This is a genomic window from Candidatus Fokinia cryptica (assembly GCF_034359305.1).
GTDB classification, from domain to species: Bacteria; Pseudomonadota; Alphaproteobacteria; order Rickettsiales; family Midichloriaceae; genus Fokinia; species Fokinia crypta.
In genome coordinates, this window is record NZ_CP110343.1 from 538,946 (window position 1) to 560,086 (window position 21,141).

18 protein-coding genes are annotated in these 21,141 nt (G+C 32.2%); 11 read left to right on the plus strand and 7 right to left on the minus strand.

Annotation, left to right across the window (positions count from 1 at the left end):
* Window positions 1–174: 174 nt before the first annotated feature.
* The 4 genes from Fokcrypt_RS02500 to Fokcrypt_RS02515 all read left to right on the plus strand — a co-directional run bounded on the left by Fokcrypt_RS02500 (window position 175) and on the right by Fokcrypt_RS02515 (window position 5,175).
* Window positions 175–1,773: a hypothetical protein gene (locus Fokcrypt_RS02500; protein WP_323721965.1), complete on the plus strand. Its 1,599-nt coding sequence runs from the start codon at window positions 175–177 to the stop codon at window positions 1,771–1,773.
* A 50-nt stretch (window positions 1,774–1,823) separates the two neighbouring features.
* A complete protein-coding gene (locus tag Fokcrypt_RS02505) occupies window positions 1,824–3,041 on the plus strand; it encodes a dihydrolipoamide acetyltransferase family protein (RefSeq protein WP_323721966.1) in 1,218 nt (405 codons plus the stop codon).
* A 138-nt stretch (window positions 3,042–3,179) separates the two neighbouring features.
* On the plus strand, window positions 3,180–3,860 hold the full coding sequence (locus tag Fokcrypt_RS02510) for a peroxiredoxin (protein WP_323721967.1): 681 nt from the start codon (window positions 3,180–3,182) through the stop codon (window positions 3,858–3,860).
* A gap of 31 nt (window positions 3,861–3,891) precedes the next feature.
* A complete protein-coding gene (locus Fokcrypt_RS02515; protein WP_323721968.1) occupies window positions 3,892–5,175 on the plus strand; it encodes a DNA polymerase III subunit beta in 1,284 nt (427 codons plus the stop codon).
* Here the strand turns inward: Fokcrypt_RS02515 and dprA are convergent.
* Complete coding sequence (gene dprA / locus Fokcrypt_RS02520; protein ID WP_323721969.1) at window positions 5,162–6,379, minus strand: DNA-processing protein DprA; 1,218 nt, start codon at window positions 6,377–6,379, stop codon at window positions 5,162–5,164. The genes Fokcrypt_RS02515 and dprA overlap by 14 nt on opposite strands.
* Window positions 6,380–6,467: 88 nt before the next feature.
* Between dprA and Fokcrypt_RS02525 the strand changes: the two genes are divergently transcribed.
* The 5 genes from Fokcrypt_RS02525 to Fokcrypt_RS02545 all read left to right on the plus strand — a co-directional run bounded on the left by Fokcrypt_RS02525 (window position 6,468) and on the right by Fokcrypt_RS02545 (window position 12,114).
* A complete protein-coding gene (locus Fokcrypt_RS02525) occupies window positions 6,468–7,364 on the plus strand; it encodes a 4-hydroxybenzoate octaprenyltransferase (RefSeq protein ID WP_323721970.1) in 897 nt (298 codons plus the stop codon).
* Window positions 7,365–7,387: 23 nt separating this feature from the next.
* Window positions 7,388–8,032 carry a 50S ribosomal protein L3 gene (gene rplC, locus Fokcrypt_RS02530; protein ID WP_410519724.1) on the plus strand — a complete coding sequence of 215 codons (645 nt, stop codon included), beginning with the start codon at window positions 7,388–7,390 and terminating at the stop codon, window positions 8,030–8,032.
* A 28-nt stretch (window positions 8,033–8,060) separates the two neighbouring features.
* Window positions 8,061–8,711 carry a 50S ribosomal protein L4 gene (rplD, locus tag Fokcrypt_RS02535; RefSeq protein WP_323721971.1) on the plus strand — a complete coding sequence of 217 codons (651 nt, stop codon included), beginning with the start codon at window positions 8,061–8,063 and terminating at the stop codon, window positions 8,709–8,711.
* Between the two features lie 611 nt (window positions 8,712–9,322).
* Window positions 9,323–11,068, plus strand: a complete 1,746-nt coding sequence (locus tag Fokcrypt_RS02540) for a hypothetical protein (protein ID WP_323721972.1) — start codon at window positions 9,323–9,325, stop codon at window positions 11,066–11,068.
* A 191-nt stretch (window positions 11,069–11,259) separates the two neighbouring features.
* Complete coding sequence (locus Fokcrypt_RS02545; RefSeq protein ID WP_323721973.1) at window positions 11,260–12,114, plus strand: hypothetical protein; 855 nt, start codon at window positions 11,260–11,262, stop codon at window positions 12,112–12,114.
* 653 nt (window positions 12,115–12,767) lie between these two features.
* Here Fokcrypt_RS02545 and rpsI read toward each other — a convergent pair.
* From rpsI to Fokcrypt_RS02575, 6 genes are all read right to left on the minus strand, one after another.
* A complete protein-coding gene (gene rpsI / locus Fokcrypt_RS02550) occupies window positions 12,768–13,286 on the minus strand; it encodes a 30S ribosomal protein S9 (protein WP_323721974.1) in 519 nt (172 codons plus the stop codon).
* Window positions 13,287–13,304: 18 nt separating this feature from the next.
* The gene (rplM, locus tag Fokcrypt_RS02555; protein ID WP_323721975.1) at window positions 13,305–13,781 is read right to left on the minus strand and encodes a 50S ribosomal protein L13; all 477 of its coding nucleotides are present in this window, start codon (window positions 13,779–13,781) and stop codon (window positions 13,305–13,307) included.
* A gap of 817 nt (window positions 13,782–14,598) precedes the next feature.
* Window positions 14,599–15,027, minus strand: a complete 429-nt coding sequence (locus Fokcrypt_RS02560; protein WP_323721976.1) for a hypothetical protein — start codon at window positions 15,025–15,027, stop codon at window positions 14,599–14,601.
* Window positions 15,028–15,298: 271 nt separating this feature from the next.
* A complete protein-coding gene (locus tag Fokcrypt_RS02565) occupies window positions 15,299–16,240 on the minus strand; it encodes a fructose-bisphosphatase class II family protein (RefSeq protein ID WP_323721977.1) in 942 nt (313 codons plus the stop codon).
* A gap of 13 nt (window positions 16,241–16,253) precedes the next feature.
* Window positions 16,254–17,342 carry a recombinase RecA gene (recA, locus tag Fokcrypt_RS02570; RefSeq protein WP_323721978.1) on the minus strand — a complete coding sequence of 363 codons (1,089 nt, stop codon included), beginning with the start codon at window positions 17,340–17,342 and terminating at the stop codon, window positions 16,254–16,256.
* A 178-nt stretch (window positions 17,343–17,520) separates the two neighbouring features.
* On the minus strand, window positions 17,521–19,434 hold the full coding sequence (locus Fokcrypt_RS02575; RefSeq protein WP_323721979.1) for a DUF3857 domain-containing protein: 1,914 nt from the start codon (window positions 19,432–19,434) through the stop codon (window positions 17,521–17,523).
* Between the two features lie 130 nt (window positions 19,435–19,564).
* Here Fokcrypt_RS02575 and Fokcrypt_RS02580 point away from each other — a divergent pair, with 130 nt between their 5' ends.
* Together Fokcrypt_RS02580 and Fokcrypt_RS02585 are read left to right on the plus strand one after the other, a co-directional pair.
* On the plus strand, window positions 19,565–19,885 hold the full coding sequence (locus Fokcrypt_RS02580; RefSeq protein ID WP_323721980.1) for a DUF167 domain-containing protein: 321 nt from the start codon (window positions 19,565–19,567) through the stop codon (window positions 19,883–19,885).
* Window positions 19,886–19,936: 51 nt separating this feature from the next.
* On the plus strand, window positions 19,937–20,905 hold the full coding sequence (locus tag Fokcrypt_RS02585) for an ABC transporter substrate-binding protein (protein ID WP_323721981.1): 969 nt from the start codon (window positions 19,937–19,939) through the stop codon (window positions 20,903–20,905).
* Window positions 20,906–21,141: the final 236 nt, after the last annotated feature.

Genomic DNA, 21,141 nt, shown 5'->3' on the forward strand with positions numbered 1-21,141 from the left:
GACAATATTTTAAATTTATTAATATCATTTTAGCAACTGCCTAAATTTAATGAATAACATACATTTTTCTCCTTGTAGTGAATAAGACAGATATGTAGCATACTGCATAAATTAAAAACATTAATGTGTAGCAAGATACTTTTTATGAATTCATATCAAATGAGAGTGTGAAAGATGTCTAGTACAAATATTGTATTATGTGATCATCAGGAACGTTTATCTGACAAAGATCGTATTGTCTCTAAAAGTCAGTTTATAAAATCCTACACTACTGATCTCAGCTTGTTTCAAAACGCTATATTGAATTTACATTTTTATGATAAATTCACTCAACCAATGGTGATATGTGCAAGTTTAGCTCATAAAAATATAATTATTTCTCAACTTCAAGAGATTGGGATACGAAAAGCAATATTATTGTGCGAAAACTCTTTATACGGCAGCGCAATATCGCTAATGTTAGCGGTTCAATATCTGTTTTCGACTGCAGCGATGGCATCAAACCATCAAATAATCTGTACAATGTTAGCTCGTACAAAATTGATGAATTTTGATCTCTTGCATACCCGCACTATAACAGAATATATAGTAAAAGCTCAGAGCAAAAATATGCATCTCAGCAATATATTATGCTTTGCTGTTCCAACAAGTTACTTTGATGAGGATGATTCATATATAGAGATTAAAAAAGAGCCAATATCACTCGATGATACACTATATAAAATTAACTCATTTCCAGAAATGCCATATTCTAAAGAGATCATAACTAAAATTAAAAATAGCTTTGGTAGTTATAACGAATTCACTAAAAAATCAATAAGAAAAATCAATAAAAATAAACTCAATAGAAACATATATCTCTCAGAAGTTGGGATATATTACTCTTCAGTAAAAGTACTATGTGAAAATTTTCAGCTTTATATGAATGATTATTTTCAAGAAACCAAGAAACTCTTTATAAATGATAGCGTTAAGACAGAACATTTATTTGTAGTTAAGGAAATTCCTTCTAATATCAATATTAAAAAAATGATAAGTTCATCTGTGAAATATAGTGATTTCTCGCAATCTATTCTAAGACATTCGAGTAATACAATTGTATGTATTCCGGAAAATAAATTAGAATCAACAAACTGGAATGAAGTATACCATACTTCAAAAGTAGATAGTAAAAATCTAGCATCCAAATTTTCTCATTTAAGCACTAAAACCCAAGAACAAGACTTTTTATATGTTCCTTCACAACAATCACAAAAAGCTTTACACAAATATTCTAAAACTCTTGAACAGACGACAAAATCTTCGGAAGCCATCACTTATGAATGTCAAGATAGCTCTAAAATTATGGTAAAAGAGTTAAAAGCAAAACGTGAACAACCGAGTAATATATTATATGAAGAGAAGGTTTGTAAAAATTTTCAAGAATTAAAAGAAAAACGAATATTTACAATGTATTCACCTGAAGATTTATTAAGTAATTTTTTAGCATACAACATACCTGAAGACATTGTATTATCGAGTGGCAATATAATGCTTACTGAAAAGCCAACACTTTTAATAGCTCAAAATGAAAACGTAATTTGGGAATTAAATGAAGTAGTTATTATTGCTCATAAAAAATACATCCATAAGATACGAAATATAATAAAAGAGGCAAAAAATACAGAAGAAGCATATGAAATATTACAACAGCTATTTAAAGGTGAAGAGCAAATGGATAAAGTACTATTAAAAATGATATTAGAAGAACATAAAAACAGCTTTATCTTTTAGGTTATTCCGATAATAATCTCTTCAAGATATTGTAAATTTAGTTAGCTAAGATGCCTATTAAGTTGCTGATGCCAGCTCTTTCTCCTACCATGAAAGAAGGAAATTTGATGAAATGGCTCAAAAAGGAAGGTGACATTATAGTTTCTGGAGATGTAATAGCTGAAATAGAAACAGATAAAGCCATAATGGAGTTTGAATCAGCAGACTCTGGAGTTTTAGGAAAAATCTTAATACCCGAAGGAACTTCTAATGTAAAAGTAAAAGAGTTAATCGCAATCATACTAGAAGATGGAGAATCAGAATCCGATATGGAAGCAATATTGAGTGCTATTCTACCAGTTACTAACGAATTACCTAAACAAAGTAATACCGAGCATCAAGATGTTAAGACGCAATCATTACAGCAACCTACTTCTCCCAAAAAGGAAAGGATATTCATATCTCCAATAGCTAAGAAATTAGCTCTCGAAAATAACGTAGATATTAAAGCAGTAAAAGGAAGTGGCCCCTACTCTAGAATAGTAAAAAAAGATATTGAAGAATTTATCACTACTACTCCAGACAACAATTCTACTTGCACTACACTTTCGTTTACGAAAATGCGAGCTGCAATAGCTGAACGTTTAAGCTTTTCTAAGAAAAATATACCGCACTTCTATATCTCTATTGAATGTTGCATTGATGATTTATCATCTATTAGAAAATCATTAAACGAAAGTATAAAGAAATCCAGTTCAGATAGAAAAATCTCAATTAATGACTTCTTTGTAAAAGCTACTGCTCTATCATTACAAAAGCATAATAAATTTCGCTCTTCCTTTGAAAATGAAAAGTGGACTCAGCATAGCGCAATAGACATAGCGATTGCAATTTCTATAGAAGATGGCTTAGTTACTCCTGTTATCAGACATTCTGATCAAAAATCTTTAATGCATATTTCTACAGAAATAGTAGAACTCGCTCAAAAAGCCCGTTCTCACTCTTTACGATATAATGAAATCTCCGGCGGGTGTATCACAATTTCAAATCTTGGCATGTATGGAATTAAAAACTTTCTACCTATCATCAATCCACCACATGTTTCTATTCTCGCTATAGGTGGAGCTACTCACAAACCTACAATTAATACCGATGGGAATATTACAACATCTCAAGTAATCGAAATCACTCTTGCTTGCGATCATAGAGTTATAGATGGCGTAGACGCAGCTCTCTTTATAAACAGTATTAAATTTTATATAGAAAATAGTATGTTACTAATGATGTAAAAAGTACCGATTCGTTCTTTTATGATAAGTACTAAATTTTTTTTTACATTTTAGTAAAAAATACTTTCAAATACTTGCGTTTCCTTTCATTTTCAATAATACTTCCCTGATTAAATATTGTTCTTCGAAATGTCTATAGTGGGATGCTCGATCCTGAATTTTCCCGATTGTAAGGTAAAAGTTGTATCAGGAGATTCGGTAGCAGATTTGTCAAAAATTGCTTCACATCCGGAAGTACATGGCAATTCCTTAAATGCTGTGCAGAAAGATGGTGCATTTACAATATGTGATGCTACTTTACATAGCATTATAAGGGGTTATCAAGAATACAAAATACTATTCTTCTTCTATCCTCTAAACTTTACCTTCGTATGTCCTTCCGAGATAATAGCACTCAATAAAATGAGAGATGAATTTGCATCCAGAAAGACAAAAGTTTTTTTAGTAAGTGTTGATTCGCATTATAGTCATATAGCATATGCAACAACTAGTAAGGAAAATGGTGGTATAGGAGAAATAGGACATGCTATGATTTCTGATATTAACAAAGAGCTATCCATTGCATTAGGTGTTTTACATCACTCCGGTATTTCATTGCGTGCTGCAATCGTTATAGGAGATGATGGAATAGTCAAACATCAGACTGTTAACGAATTGGCAATAGGAAGAAATACTAATGAATTATTAAGAATTCTTGATGCAATAGATCATAATAAACAATATGGCGAAGTATGTCCCATAAATTGGAAAAAAGGTGAAGTTGCAATGACTCCTAACGTAGATGGAATGAAAAAATATATTAACACTCTTGATTCTTAATTAAGGAATATTAATTATTTTTCATAATAGCATGAATTCAGTTTTGCGAATAGAAAGAGGTAAAGTGGTATCTGCACTATCTGTTGTACAGTCGATAGTAGAGCGACGTAATATAAATCCTATATTGTCCCATGTTAAGGTAGTTGTACACCCTTCTGGAACAATGCGATTTATATGCACAGATATGGATGTGGTAGTATCTTCTATCATAAATGTAGAGGCGATTGGTATTGTGCAAAGTAGAATTGCTTTCACTACTCCGGTTTCTGTATTTTACGAAATTTTACGAAAGATGCAGGAGCAGTATATAGATTTGGATCTTTCTAATGCTGAAAATGGGCTACTCGTAGTAAAAACTGAAGACTCTCAATTTAAACTAGTTTGCTCAGAAGTAGACAAATTCCCTCCTCTTGATATCGAAGAGTATCATATCAAAAGCTCCCCTCTTCTTAGCACTTCCGACGCTTCCTGTCGTAACTTCTTAATGTACGTTACGGCCGAGGAATTGCATCATCTGATTTCTAGCAGTAAATACGCTATTTCCTCTAGTGAGATCTCTTACCATCTAAATGGTATTTGCTTTCAAGCTATAAAAGCTAACGCTCTCCCGAGTGGGTACGAGTGTTTTGACTTACTTGACTCTTCATCTAATAAAACGACTTCTCATTACGATGTAGAGCAAGTGGAAAGTTTCTTATTAGCAGTTTCAACAGACACTCACAGACTAGCAACTGCAGCAATTCCAATACAAGAAGGTTCTCTCGAAGTAAAAGAAGTGATAGTACCAAGAAAGACGGTCACAGAGTTGTTGAAACTTACTGAAGGAATGGAGAAGCAAGAAAAGATAGATATCAGCATGCACGAAAGGAAAATAATTTTTTCTACTGCAGATGTAGTAATAGTATCCAAATTAATTAGCAGTGAGTTTCCTTCATATCGAGAAATACTAAAGGAAAGATATGACAAAATCGTCATAGTATCGAGAAAAGGAATGATAGCAGCAATAGATATAGTAACTTCTGTCATAGACGATAGAATGAAACCTTGCCAAGTTTCATTCTCTGAGGATAACGTGGAAATTTCAGTCGAGAGCCAGATACACACTAAGGGCAGTGGAGTAAAAAACATTAAATCTCGTACTAATGGAAATATAAAGTTCACTATTATACTTAACTCCCGCTATGTACTCGATGCTCTTAACGTAATAGAAGAGGAACAAGTAGAAATATTAATGCGCGATATAGAGTCAGCTATCATAATTAGAGGAGCAGGTAATCAATATTCAATACATATGATCATGCCTATGCAACCTTAGTATTACAAATTAGCCTTATATGATTTTTACTGTTTCTCTCAAGATTACCACTTAATTCTAATTCTGCTATAGCTAACATTAGTGCATCTATTTCGAAGTTTGTATGCTCTAATATCTCTTCTATCGTAATATACGATGAATATGAAAGCATATCTACAAGAGAGCGATGTACCTCTTCTTCATTTTTCGATGGGTAACGTGGATTCTTATGAGCAATTGGCAATCTCAATACAGCAGAATGAGAGTACTGCTTGCTATCTCGCAGTTTCATGTTATCTATTTTTATGAGTCTTTCTAACTCCTTTAGCACATCTTCAGCATCTTCTACTAGTATCGCTCCATCTCTAATCAACTTATTACTACCCTTAGATCTAGGATCCATTGGAAAACCTGGTACAGCAAGCACTTCTCTCCCCTCTTCTAAAGCAGTCCGAGCTGTAACTAACGTACCAGAATTATAAGATGCCTCTATCACAACTACACAACTACATAAACCGGCTATTATAGCATTTCTTTCTGGAAAATACGACGCTAACGGCGGAACGGATATTGGATATTGACTCACTACAAGCCCTGTACGATACATTTGATGATATAAGTAATCACATACTTTGGGATATATATTTGAAATACCGCTCCCTACTACACCAATCGTTCCATATTCCAATGCTCCCTCATGCGCCATTCTATCTATTCCATCCGCTAATCCAGAAACTACTACAAATCCATTTTTTGAAATCTCCGAAGATATACGTTTAGCAAAAATACTACCTCCAATAGAAGAATTTCTCGCCCCCACTATTGCAACTTTGTGTTTTTGCAACAGTAAAATATCACCTTTTACAGTAAGTACTGGCGGAGGAGAATAAGTCTTTAAAAGCAAATCTGGATACTCATCGGAATATGCAAAAATCATCCTTGCACCAAATGCGTTACACTCTTTAATTTCCTTTTGTATTTGATAAGAAGATGGAACTAATACATCGCTACTTAATTTCCCTTGTTTTTTAAGGTTACCTATATGCTCTATTGCTAACGAGGGAGAGGCAAATAAATTTAATAAAGAAAAAAATGTTGCCGGTCTTATACGTGGTGTTCTAGCTAATCTGAGCCACTCAATTTCGAATTCCTTATCTCTTGAAAAAGCAGAAAACTTTTTCGCTATATCGAAGGCTGAAAAAAGAGCATATTCATCATGTTGCATTCTAAAAATATATATTTTACCCTAAAATGTTTGTTGCACTTTATACAACACTATAAAGTATTACTTCAACTAATATTTTTAGAAAAACATGCTATGTAAGCGGTTTAATAATGTAATTACCGAATTATTGTACTTATCACGCCTTAATAAACCTATACCAATTCTTTTACTATTATTACCAATATGGTGGGTTTTAATAATAGTATATAAATTCATTGTAGATTTTTGGTTTTATTTTTTGATATTAACTCTTGGGGGAATACTAAGCCGCACCATAGGTTGCATCATAAATGACATAATAGATCGGAAATATGATTCCTTAGTAAAGAGAACTTCTAAAAGACCATTAGCAAAAAATTCCATAAAAATGGAATATGCAATTACATACCTGCTATTGCTATGTGTAGTGGGAGTTTTGCTAACATTTTTACTACCATCTAAATGCAGATATATTATATACATTGCTTTTTTACTGATGTGTATATACCCATATATGAAAAGGATTACTAATTACGCTCAAGTGGTATTAGGGATAACATTTAATATGGGAATACCAGTCGCATTTGGATTATCAAATTATAATAACCTTATAGTGCAGTGCTCTGTTTACGTAGCAGCAGCACTATGGACGATAGGATATGATACAGTATATGGATTACAAGATGTAGATGATGATAAAAAAATTGGACTTGGATCAATTGCAGTAAGATTTCAGAAAACTACTCCTGAAGTAATATGGAGCTGTTATAAGATTAGTTGCATTTTACTTGGATTTGTAGGCTTAAATCTTGGATGTAATATATTATTCTTTATTTTACTTGGATGCGGCTTATACATTTTATATGAACAAATTATAGTTATTGAATCTCATTTAGAAGATAAAAATATCAAAGCAATGTATGAATTGCTATTTAACAAAAATATAATATTTGGAATTATAGTCCTAATTGCCTTATACTTAGGACAAATAAGTATTGCTTCTTAAGTTCAATTATCGTATTAAATTATGTGTTTATTGATGATATTAGCGTTTTAGTTGAAAGCATGTTATACCACGAACGTCCAGGATTAATAGGAACTAAACTCGGAATGACTCAGATTTTTGTCAACGACGTTGCTATACCTGCGACTATAATACATGTGCCAGAGAATTTTCTTATCGGCCTTAGGACGTACGAAAAGAATGGGTATAAAGCAGCAGTGTTAGGTATTCGTTATCACGATGAGAAAAAAAATCGAAGGAAGTTATACGCAATGATTAGAGAATTTAGACTAAATTCCCTTGATAGCTTCACTGAAGGTCAGTCATATACGGCTACTCACTTTGCTCTCGGACAAAATATAGATGTTATTGGAAATACAATAGGTAAAGGTTTCGCCGGTGGTATGAAGAGACATGGATTTAGTGGAGGAGATGCTAGTCACGGTGCTTCCATATCTCATAGAGCTCTCGGCTCTACTGGAGGGAGGCAAGATCCTGGTAAAGTATTTAAAGGTAAAAAAATGGCTGGACACATGGGTACTAATAGAGTTACTACTAGAAATTTAAGAGTACTCGATGTTGATTCCGAAATGTCTATTATTGTAGTTAAAGGATGTATCCCAGGTAGTAAAGGTAAAACTGTACTACTAAGAGATTCTATTATGAGCTAGTAAATTTATTTTGCATTTTTTCTCTCCTATGAAGTATCAGGTTTTGGATTTTCATTCTAGTGCGGTTAGTTCCGAAATAGAACTCCCAAGTATTTTTGACGCTGAAGTACGACATGATGTTATACATCGTGTGATATGCTGGCAGCTTGCTAAAAGAAGACTTGGCACCCATAAAGTAAAGGGACGAAGCGAGATAGCAAAGTCTACACGCAAGATACATGCTCAGAAAGGAGGAGGACGCGCACGTCATGGTGCTGCTAGTGCCCCTCAATTCCGTGGCGGTGGTGTAGCTTTTGGGCCTGTAGTACGTAGTCACGAGTACAAGCTTAACAAGAAAATCCGTATTATGGGATTGCATTCAGCTCTCTCTATGAAATTGAAGGAAAATAAAGTTCTTATAGTAGATGATTTCTCTCTCACCACGCCAAAAACTAAGGAATTGTATGGCAAAGTTTCTAATTTGCTAAATGATAAAAAAAGTACCGCTAAGATTTCATGCCTCATGGTAGATAAAGAGCAGAATGCTGCATTACGGTTTGCTTCTGCCAATATACATAATCTTGATTCTTTACCGATGAGAGGATTAAATGTATACGATCTTATAAAACATGAATTTGTAATGTTTTCTAAGAGCGCAATAATGAGTATGACAGGGGAGGAAATTGGCGATATTTCCTAGTTTTTTTTTCAGTATTCAAAGAAAGGGTTTATACTAAAAGCAGCATGTGCTTATAGAAAATTTTGTCACTGATTTGAGTCTAGTATTACATTTAGTTCTTTAGAGTAGCTTAAAAAATTGCTTCAAAATTTAAGTGACAGAAAAAAAGGTAAGTGAAGAGTTTTTTAGAAATACGTTTATAGCGCGAAGGAAAACACTATTAATTGGCAGCTCTTATATTTTAAAATGCATTGAATTATCTGCATATGATATAGGAGAAAAGAGCCAGAACCAAAAAATGAAAGCGTAGCTAACCAGACACGTAACATATTATATTGTATCGATATATGTATTAATTTTCTGTTAATAAGAAATCTTTCATACAATCATTGTTCAATACATCCATACACATCACGTGAAGTAACGGTTTATCATGGGTAAGTATCAAAAGAATATTTTTATACTTTAATGGAAGTATTGTGCAGATATATGTAATAACAATATTTTTGACTAAGATGGGATATAGAGAGGAAAGAAATGTTATTAAAGAAGAGAGTAGTTGAAAGCATGCTGAGTTCATTTTTTCCACCCAATAACCATTTAGGGGGGTGGAAGCGTGGGCTATCTACAGTGTGCTGGAATGGAAAGTTGGAAGAGCTATAAATAGGTTAATAATTTTCTACAATAATTTATTAAAAAGTGGAAAAAGATGTAATGTGAAAAGTAAATCTGCTAAATTCGCAACAATTCATTTCATATCGTGTTTCACTAAAGGTATGTGGAAATCATTTAGAGTCAGTTTGCTAAAAGCTATGAATGTACTTTTAAATCTTTTTAATTCTAATAACTATTTAGAAAATACAGAAGAAAGAGATAAAAAGCACCAAGAAGATGATAAAAAGAAATCTTTTGAAGAAAAAGAAAAGTCTTATAATTTACATGATGAGGAAGAACCTGAAAACGCTAAAAGATGTACAAATTTTCAAAAGAATTTAAGCAAAATACATCAAAAATTTCATGATTCTCAATCTTATGAAAAGTTAGAAGCTATCTTAATAGATAAAAATCAAAATTTAAGATTATGCGATACTTTGGATAACAGATCACAAATAGATAAAGAAAATACAACTGATATTGCGATATCAAAAATAGCAACACAAAAACAACTCACTAATAATCTTTTACAGAAGAATCTTCAAGATGGAAAAATTATGCATAGCAATCAATATAAAACAGCAACACTAGTAAAAGTCGCAAGTAAAGCATTAGTATATTGTAGTTTCATCTTACTGATATTTGTAAATGTGCAAAAATGTCTAGCAAATAATAATTCTGGTTTTTACGATCCTTTTGAGGATGACCGTATACAAAAGGAAAAGTTTAATCAGCAAATCTTTGCATTAATGATGCAAATGGGGGAAAAGCAGGTAGCACGAAGAAAAGAAGAAAGAGAAGAAAAAAGATATCAGGAAGAACGTGCAGAAGAGCGTAAGTGGAGGCAAGAAGAACGTGCAGAAGAGCGTAAGTGGAGGCAAGAAGAGCGTGACTATCAGAGGGCAAAAGAGCGTAAAATAGAAGAGGAAAAAAGATTCGAAAAGGATAGTGAGGAACTTCTTGTATTATTATACGTCACTAAGTTAGAAAATGATGCTCTCTTTGTAAAAGAAAATAATATTTTATACAATCCTAAAGCTAAGACTAAAATGCTGACACTGTGGTATATAAATTTTGGTTTACTAGGATTGCCTACCGAATTAAAAAATATTATTCGCTCGAAAAATATAGAAGCACTAAAACATAAAGATGGTACTCCAAACATGTGTAATTTGATGGAAAAAACAGGTTTAACGTTTAATCAATTAGTTCTATTAGCGAGAACATGGAGATATGGAATCTACTTACAGATGTATTGGATGAATGGTGGTAAAACATTGGAATATAAATTTGAAGATGTTCAAATACATTGGCCTGATATACTTATCAAGGAGACTGTATATGATAAGTGGGACTATAATTCGTATGGTGATATTGAAAAGTATTATCAATGGGAGCATACATATGGTGAGCTTATGAAAGTTATGGAATTAATGGCAAAGAATTTACATCTATATTGGCTTTCTACAAGTTGGATTATTAAGAATATTTTTGATCAAGGTATACTACCCGATCCTGAAGGAATGGATCAATTACAAAAAGAGTCAAAACGAATAGACAATATCTTTATTGGAAGAAGAAATAATTTGGTGAAAGAATTATTTCGCAAATATAAGTCATCTAATAATCCTCTTATAAAACAAGAATTAGAAACCATTGAGAGGGTATTTAACGAACGTATAGAAAAAGAATCTAAACGTAATAAATATGGAGAGACTGATTGAGATAAAGATTAAAGATAATATAATGAAGAAATAGCATAAAGTGCTATAATAGAAGAGAAAATTATCTACATAAGAAAATTGAGCTTTTATAAAAACATTTTTATAATTTTAATTAATTTTATATCTTTCATAAATTCAATTATATAGAATCACTTAAGGAATAGGTTATTCATATACATGTTGAAAAAAACATGTATAACATAGTTAAATTAAAAAAAAACGTATTTATGGCTGATAATATAGGTAATGTTGTAATAGAAAAAAATGTAGTTCAAAAAGTAGAGGACAGTACACTTATAAAAATAGTTAAGCTAAGTACATTGTGCATAACTGCAGTAGGTGCAATGTACTGGGCGATTCGTAATACTTTTTTCAGAAAGGATGTAAGTAATGAGATGATGGTAGATGATGTATGTGGTAATAAATGGGAAGAATATTTGATTACTGATCAGATATATAAAAAAGATCTTAAAATCTCTAAAAAAAATGATATAGAACAAAAGAGAGTAGAAAGATTACAGAAACAATTAGAAAGGATATATATAAGAGAAAAGGAACTACAATATAAAGTAGGAGAAAGTAAATACCATGATGCACTTTTATTAGAATTAGAAGAAAATAAAAAAAGAATAGAAAGAGAATTAAAAAAATTAAAAATAAGTAACGATATTAATAATAAAAATACAATTGAAGAAGATAAAAAAGAAAAATGTATAAAAAAAATAGAAAATACAGAATTTTCAATATTCTCTCAGGAAGGAATGCAAGAATCTTCAGTAAGCAAAAGTAATAATAACAAGATGGAGTATCCACAATTACAAACATCAAGAGAACTTTTTAAATACAAAACAATAAAGAGTGAAGTAGAAGAACTTCCACTTGAAAAAGCACTAAAAAATAATTTAAAATTTGAGAAAGAAGCTTTAATGATGAAATCATATATTACTGAACATAATTTCAAAAGAATGCAAGACGATGGTAATTATGAAATAATTGAGGATAAAATACCAAATTCTGAAAGTTCAGATTACCAGTATTCAGAATAAATAAATTTACGATTTAAAGAAATCTCCACAAATTAATCGCATTTTTACATTTCTCACATCTTTTGATTAAGAGAACTACCGTGTACTTCATCTTCTCGATAAAAAAAATAGAAAAGGGGAAATTTATCTCCCCAAACACCCATATGGCAAATACACATATAAATCTTACAAAATCACATTTAAAGAAGTGCCTTTCTTCTAATAAAGTAGCCTGAGCTCACTTATATTTACCACATATAAATCTTACAAAATCACATTTAAAGAAGTGCCTTTCTTCTAATAAAGTAGCCTGAGCTCACTTATATTTACCACATATAAATCTTACAAAATCACATTTAAAGAAGTGCCTTTCTTCTAATAAAGTAGCCTGAGCTCACTTATATTTACCACATATAAATCTTACAAAATCACATTTAAAGAAGTGCCTTTCTTCTAATAAAGTAGCCTGAGCTCACTTATATTTACCACATTCTAATGCCAAGTAATTACACTAAAGAGAGTAAATTATTTTATACAAAAAAGGGATACGTACGGATATTTTAAAAAAAATCTATCCCCTTCAAAAAATATACTTTCCACTAATAGAGCTAAATACCAGTCTAAATCTTAGGGAATATTCAATTCTACTTTTACGAAATTTACTCCATGCAAAATTAACGTTTAGAGAATTGTGTACTCTTTCTAGCACCGCGAAGCCCATATTTTTTACGTTCAACCTCCCTGCTATCTCTAGTAAGAAGCTTGAATACTTTTAGTGCTTTCCTCACTTCACTAGCTTCATTATCACCACAAACTAATGCTCTACTGATGCCATGCATAATAGCCTGTGATTGCCCTGTAGTTCCTCCACCTTTGACCGTACAGAAAACGTCATACTTTTCAGCAGTTGCCCCTAAAGCGACAAATGGCTTAATAATACTAGGCATTACATATTCTGAAGCAGAAAAATAATCATGTAAAGATTTGTGGTTTACCAAAAATCTTCCACTCCCTTCTGCTACCCAAACTCTAGCGACAGATGATTTTCTTCTACCAGTGCCATATAAACGTGTCTGAGATGTAGAAAAAAACTTCTGCTTTTTCTTTCTCACTTTCACATTAAGACTCGCTGCATTGTTAGGAGCTTTCTCAGCAACCGCAGAAGTAGACGCGGTGGTACTTGTATTTTTCATCTATAAAAAAACAAAATATTACGAATTACTTTTTTTACAATATTCTTTCAATATACTCTCTCTATGCACAACATTCTGGACTTGTCCTTCATGCTTATGAGAATTGCCGCTATATATTTTAAGCTTTTTCATCTGAGCATCCGCTAACGGACTCTCCTTCGGCATCATTCTTTTCACAGCTCTGTAAAGCAAGCGATGTTGAAATTCGCTGGACATTATTTTACTCCACTTAATACTCTTAATACCTCCTGGATGATTTGTATGCCAAAAAAATTCTTCTTGCTCAAGTTTATTCCCAGTAACCTTAATCTTAGCTGCATTAATCACTACAACGTTATCTCCACAATCTATATTTGGGGTATAGTAAGGCTTATTTTTACCACGCAATATCAATGCAATTCTAGAAGCTAAACGGCCAAGTATGGCATTTTCAGCATCTATCAAAATCCAATCTTTCTTTACATAAGAAGGTTTAGCAAAAAAACTTTTCTCCATAAAGTGCTATTTGTAATACTTAAGTGAAATCATAGTACATCTCTATACGCCAGATTGTCAATATGTCTATTGTTTCTATACTATACTATTCGGTATTAGTTTTAAGAAAATCAGTAAAACTCACCTTATTTACTTTTTTAGTAGTCTAGCATTTACCGTTTATCATATAACACACGATCATTTATTTGTTACAATTTGAGTATAACGACTTTGGAGCTTTCATTTCTCTAATTCCTTACTCAACTAAACTCGACTTCTTTGAAATCTTTGACTCTTAAACAGATATAAATAGTATCTATTAGTAAATTTCAAAATTCTGATTCCTCTATCTAAAAAATGAGCTTCATAGCGGAAGCCTTCTATATGTGATTACTATTTATGGTAGCAAGATGAGAATAACCTAACTAAGGAAAGTGTTTTTAATAGGTTTTAAGTCATTTATGTTGTTCCTTTCCACAACTAAGATTCGCCAATACAAAACGCATCAAGATCGTATAGCATTAAAGTACCTTTAGGGTTGAGAGATTTTCGTGTGTAAAATCTTTAGTGATGCTAAGAATTCCTGAAATTATCTAAGTTTTCAAAAATAGAAGAAGTATCTCTTTCCTTCTAACAAGTAGCTTATCAGCCAAGGTTCTATTAATGGCTTAATTTGTTGAGCTAATAGTATATGCACTAAAAAACATTTTTCGAAAGCAGATGAAATTGCTGAACTTTACTCCTTTATTTAGATCTCTATCCAACTTTTCCATCTATTTTCGCAACAACGTCATTATTTTTTAAATTAATGAATTGTTGTTTTTCTTTTATTCTTCCATCAAAATTTTATTCTATCGAATTCCTTTTTCGTTTTCTCGTCTCGCATCCGAAGAAGCTCCTTTTCTCGATTTTCATAGTCTTCTTTCTTTTTTCTCACTGCAGAAAGTTCCTCTTCGTTACCGTTTGTTTCTGTAGAACCGTTTTTATTACCCACATCATCAAAGTGTTTTGATTTTCGCTCATCTACTTGCTGAATTTGAGCAATTACTTGAGGAGTTTCATTAAACTTTTCAGATTTAGAGCCATCTTGCAATGAATAGTTGCTATTTTTTTGTTGCATCTTTATATATATATTAGTTAATAGTTTAATTGTTAGTAGTTTAACTGATTTCTCAGTCAATAGTTTAAATACTCCCTCTCTATCGCATCTTTTTAGACCGATAAAGGGTTTTGTGGAAATTTTTCCACTAATATAAATCTTTTTCATTAATTTGAAAAAAAATTTTAATAAATTACCTTCGTTATATATCACTGATGGATAGCGTTAACTTGTCAAGCAGTGAATATATGCCGAAGGGATATGGAATTATAACACCATAAAACGCCTATTCCAAGTATTTATATTAAGACGCATTATCTTTTTCTAACGCTTTGGATTTTATCCAAAATTTTATTGAGCAAATAGTAAATTTATTTAGACTTGGACTCACACTTGTTTGCCCCACTACTAATACGAAACCTCCAAAATCTGGAGATTTTTACATCTTAAATCTATCCTGTATTTTCATCATCCCAGCGCGAGCTATGTCAATGACTATCGATTCGGTAGTAACATATTCGCCCTCAAACGCTACACCTTTCATCAAAGCACTATTAGTAATACCAGTTGCAACCAATATTGCGTTTTCGCTTTTTGACAAGTCTGCAATTTCCATATTCTGATATTGTGTTAGCATTTCTTTATTCACTTCGGTATCTGATGATACGCCATAAAGCATCTTAGCATGCATCATCCCCCCTAATCCTCTAACTGCTACAGATGCTATTACACCTTCTGGTGCTCCTCCTACACCAATATACATATCTATATTAAAACTCGGCATAACTGCCATAATTGAAGCAATTATATCTCCATCATCTATTAAAGATACGGTCACATTCATCTCTCTAAGCAATTTTATAATGCTATAATGCCGTTTTCTATTTAGTACACATACACATAGTTCTGAGATTTTTTTTCCTTTATCGTTAGCAATAGATGATAAAATATCTTCTAAAGGCGTATCAGCATTTATTCGATCAGATATAGCTTTATTACTTACGGCGTACACTATCTTGTACATATAAATATCATCCGCTTCAAGAAGACCTCCGGTATTAGAAATCGCAATCACTGAGATAGCACCATCTTTATTATTAGCACAACAATCAGTACACTCCAATGGATCAACAGCAATATCAAAACACTGCTCTCCTTTTTTATCACCTAACACCTCTCCTCGAAATAGCATCGGTGCGTTATCCCTTAGCCCTTCCCCTATTACTACCTTAGTCTTGAAGTGCAATCCATTTAAGTAGGAACGCATCTCGTTCACTGCAACGGCATCTGATGCCTCATTATCACCCTTCCCCCTACTTCTTGCTGCAGCTATAGCTGCTCGAACAGTAGCATTCAAAAAGTACTGATAGTTAATTTCCACAGTAGCAACAAATTTATAACTCCAACTCACTTATTTCTACAAGATCGTCCACCTCTTCACTTTGCTGAGGCATTTTTTGATTTTGAGTAATAGAAGTAGCTGACATTATTTTACTAGCAATTTCTTCCGCTATAGAATTGTTATCTTTAAGATATTTTTTTGCATTCTCACGTCCTTGTCCTATCTTTACACCATTATAGGAATACCAAGTACCGGACTTTTCTATGATATTCAACTCTGCACCAATATCTACTAATTCACCAACTTTTGATATACCTTCACCATATATTATATCAAATTCAGCAACTCTAAATGGGGAAGATAGCTTATTTTTAACGACTTTAACTTTCACTCTATTCCCTATAAACTCTTCTTTATCTTTTATTGATTCAGATTTCCTTACCTCTAATCTCATTGAAGAATAGAATTTCAATGCATTACCACCGGTGGTAGTCTCTGGATTACCAAAAGATATACCTATTTTCATTCTAATTTGGTTGATAAAGATAAGGGTACATTTACTCTTTGATATTACACCAGTAAGCTTTCTTAAAGCTTGACTCATCAAACGTGCTTGTAATCCCATGTGCTGATCTCCCATTTCACCTTCTATCTCAGCTTTAGGAACTAAAGCCGCTACACTATCAACTACTATAATATCGACAGAACCAGAACGTGTTAGAGTATCAACAATTTCTAATGCCTGCTCTCCATAATCAGGCTGAGAAACCAACAATTTTTCAACATCTACTCCAATTTTTGACGCATAAGATCTATCAAAAGCATGCTCAGCATCTATGAAAGCTGCTACTCCGTTTCTTTTCTGTATTTCAGCTATCGCTTGAAGTGCAATGGTAGTTTTTCCGGAACTTTCTAATCCATAAATCTCTACTATTCTCCCTTTAGGAAAACCACCATTTCCAAGTGCTATATCTAAACCTATAGATCCACTTGGAAAAGTTTCTACAAACTCTTGTCTTTCCTCACCAAGCACCATTATCGCTCCGGAACCATGAGCTTTCTTTATGGATGCTATAGCCGTTTTCAAAGCAATATCTCGACCTTCTCGATTACTGGAATCTTTTTTAAAAGTAGCTGTCATTTTCCTTACATAATAATGAGTAGTTTTTCTTCGATCTCTTATAACACTTTCTTCTTTAAAATTCTACTTATTATGGTGATTCTTATAGCAAACGTCATCTCATTCCCATTTGATTCTGATTCTTTTAAAGACTGTTCAATAAAAGAGTCAATAAGTACTCGCAAGAAATGAGAAAAAGCTATTTTTGAGTATTAAATATTAGTACTACTTCCACTTGTTTCCTTAATTCTGCTTGCATATCACGAAAACTTTTAGAATGCATTTCTTTCGGAGTAATAATTTTACTCAACACATGCAATTCTCTTTGTATCTCTAAATCTCTTCCATTTGATTTTACTGATTGCTTCGCTATTAACCATGGAGATGTAATTTGAAAATTTAGAATTTGTAGATTTTCTGCACTCGTATTTAAAAATAACTTTTTTGAGAAAATGGAATAAGGCGCATTTACAAATAAGTGACTTACTCTATCATCAAAAACACTGATATATTGCTGAAATTCAGACCATTGTATAGAAAACCCAAACCCCATATTTGTTACGGAGTAAGCATCTGGAATGATATAACTATATTTAATAGGGATTACCTTAACACTTCTGGATGTAAGCGCTGGCATAGCAACTTCTTTCCGTTTTAAAGATGAATAATCTATCGCTTTACTAGCTCCCTCTACTATTGTGTAAAACATTGCACGCTCTATAACATGTCTTGGATAAAGAAGCTCTGCACCAGTAAATGGAATGGCACTTTCTCCACATATTTCTACTAAACCTTCTTCATGAATTTCTCTTTTTTCTTTATTTAGCAGTTGTATTTTTGATTCAATTTTTATATTTGAATGCCTGTAATCTATTTCTGGAATACTTTCAATTACAGAACCTGAAGATTTTAGCACAAGAGCTTCTCGAGCACTAATATCAGGAAATACACCATCTGCCATACTGATAAAATTCGTTGGATCAATCCAATACACTTTACCATCACGTCCAGTTAGACGTACAATTGCATGATTACATCGGAAAATAAACGAAGAATTAGCAGGTGGTTGATATAAATAACCTCGATATACTAATGCTATGTTAGCCTCAATATTCATAGAACGTAAAATAGCAACTACACAAGAAGAAAACTCTTTGCAATCAGCAACTCCTGTATCAGTAATTTGTTTCAGACTACGCGGAAATATTTCCCCGTTCACTTCCCGCCAATCTCCCATGTATCTTATCCTCTCATTTAGCAATGACGTAATTACATTAAGTTTTGTTATGATATCAGTATACTTTACAGCTTCCATTTTTATTTCTTGAAGCAATGGAGGTAGTTCTTTCGAAATAACAGCTTCAAATTTAGGAGTAAATGAATCACCAAATTCTTTAGAATTCTCAAATGACGAAAGAAATACAGAAGGATAATTTTCTGTACTGATATAAGAATCACTTTCTTCAATGACGCGAACTACTATTGGTTTTTTGAGTGTAAATACCATATTCTTAGCTCTTTGAGATTTCTTATCCATATCAGCTTTTACTTCAATATAATCGTCCGGATCGTTAACAGAAAATTTTAATGGAATCTCTGAATGAACATTCATATTGAATTTTTCAGTATAAATCGAACCTAGTGATAATGAATCGATATAATGATTCGGGCGCATAGGCTTTAAAATCATCTCTTTAAATTTTATAAACAACCTACTTCCTACTTTTACATTTGGAAATGATATAATTACTTGAATTTTATCATCAAAACCGCTTGTGTTGCTCGCTAAAGGTTTTATTTCTATTGATTTTTTAGGAACGATATAAGATTTGCCTTCGTTTATAACTTTAGCTTCTAAGATTTCGATCTTACTAGAATTTTCCTCATATACTAGGGTGTATGTTCCATATTCCTTACGTGCTCTCTCATTTACAAGCTCATATTCTTTTGTAATCACTTTCTCAGTTTTACCATCTGCATTAACATGTATATCAATATTTAAGAATTTGCATTTTACATGTACATCATCAACTGATTCCCATCTAGCATATGAAACACCAGGAAGAAGAATTAAACTAACCAATAATATATAAGATAAAAATCTATCTCTCATCTCAAATAAAGCACAATATTCGAATTAGAACAGATGTATTTGTACTTCCACATAAATACAAGTTTTTTTTTAAAAATCCCTACCACTTAACAAAAAAAATGAGTTTTATCATTTTTCTTACACTAGAAAGATGACAATCGTTCTATTGTATGCAATACTAGTCATGCAACGTTTATGCTATCGACATGATTTTAGCTTGAAAATGGTAATAAATGTGAAGGTAATGGTAAACGCTTCTAAAAGTGAAATTATGGGATTTGAAGAAGATCTTTTTGGCAATAAAACACTTCGAGTTAGAGTAAGTGCAACGCCACAGGACGGTAAAGCAAATATTATGTTGATTAAACTACTAGCTACTCATTTTAATGTTTCGCGTAGCGATATAACTATTATAAAAGGAGCAACTTCCAGAACGAAATTGATTAGAATAAAGCAGTTAAAATTGCAATAAATTAAAATACAATTTTAGATTCTTTTTATAGAGTTTAATTTAAATTAATTTATGATTAAAAGAATATCATTTATCATTTTTATCAGTGCGACGTTAATTTCTTCGGTGTACATAATTTTTAGCACAAGGAAAGACATTTCTAGAGTTGTTACTATCGCAAGTTGTTACGGTGCACACATTGCTTTAAATGAAGTAGTAGACGGAATGCGAATAGCTATTGCTGAAGAAAATAATAATGCTAAGCTTATTAAGTACAAAGCAGAGTATGCTAATTTCGATCGGCAACCAAATGCTCTAGCATACCTCCATTCACCTATACCAAGTGTTATAGCTACACTAGCTACGGTAACACAAAGTGGAAAGAGAAGTATCAGAGAAGTAGTAGTAATATTTGCATCTGTAAATGCTCCAGTGAAATCTACTATATCAAAAAATGTTTATAGCCTACCGCATAACATAATAAAAGTTTCAGAAGGACAAAATATTGAATCAATGTTGGAGTTTGCAAAAAAAATTATGCCAAATGCTAAAAGAGTTGGAATACTCTATAGTGCAAACGGAATAAATAAAGTCCGCCTTTTAGAAGAAATGAGAAAGTCCGTAAATAAGAAAAAATTTGACTTAGTATCATATCCGGTAACTTCATCACAAGATATACAAATGCAATTGCAGAAATTAAAAGACAATATTGATTTTCTATACGTTAAAGCAAGTGGAGTAATACAACCATCTTTACCTATGATAGCTCAGGAGTGCAAAAAATTGGGTATACCTATAATAAATTCTAGTCATAATGAAGTTGTAGATGGATATGTCTTAGCAAGTTTTGGTGTTAATTATAAAAATATTGGAATAAAGGCTGCACGACTCGCAATAAATATTTTTAAAAATAAAATTACCCCAATGCAATTAAAACTCGAAAGCACATACTACACTTCGTACATAAACGAAAAGCAAATGGAGATTTTTAAAATAGATAAATCTCTTATTCCTGACGACACAATAATCATCTCGAATTAAAAACGGTTTATTAAAAATTAACCATAATAGTAGTAAACGATTTTTAAAATATTACCTATCAATTATAAGCTTCTTGTTACACGTCTACAAAAAATCTTTGAATGGCAATTAATTACGTGCATTCATTCCTGATGTGCGAGCAATTTGAGCTAAGCGTTATACATTCTTCCTATATCCTTATCAGCAAAATAGCATAAGAGCCGCCATTTCACACACTATCATCACCATATATTTGT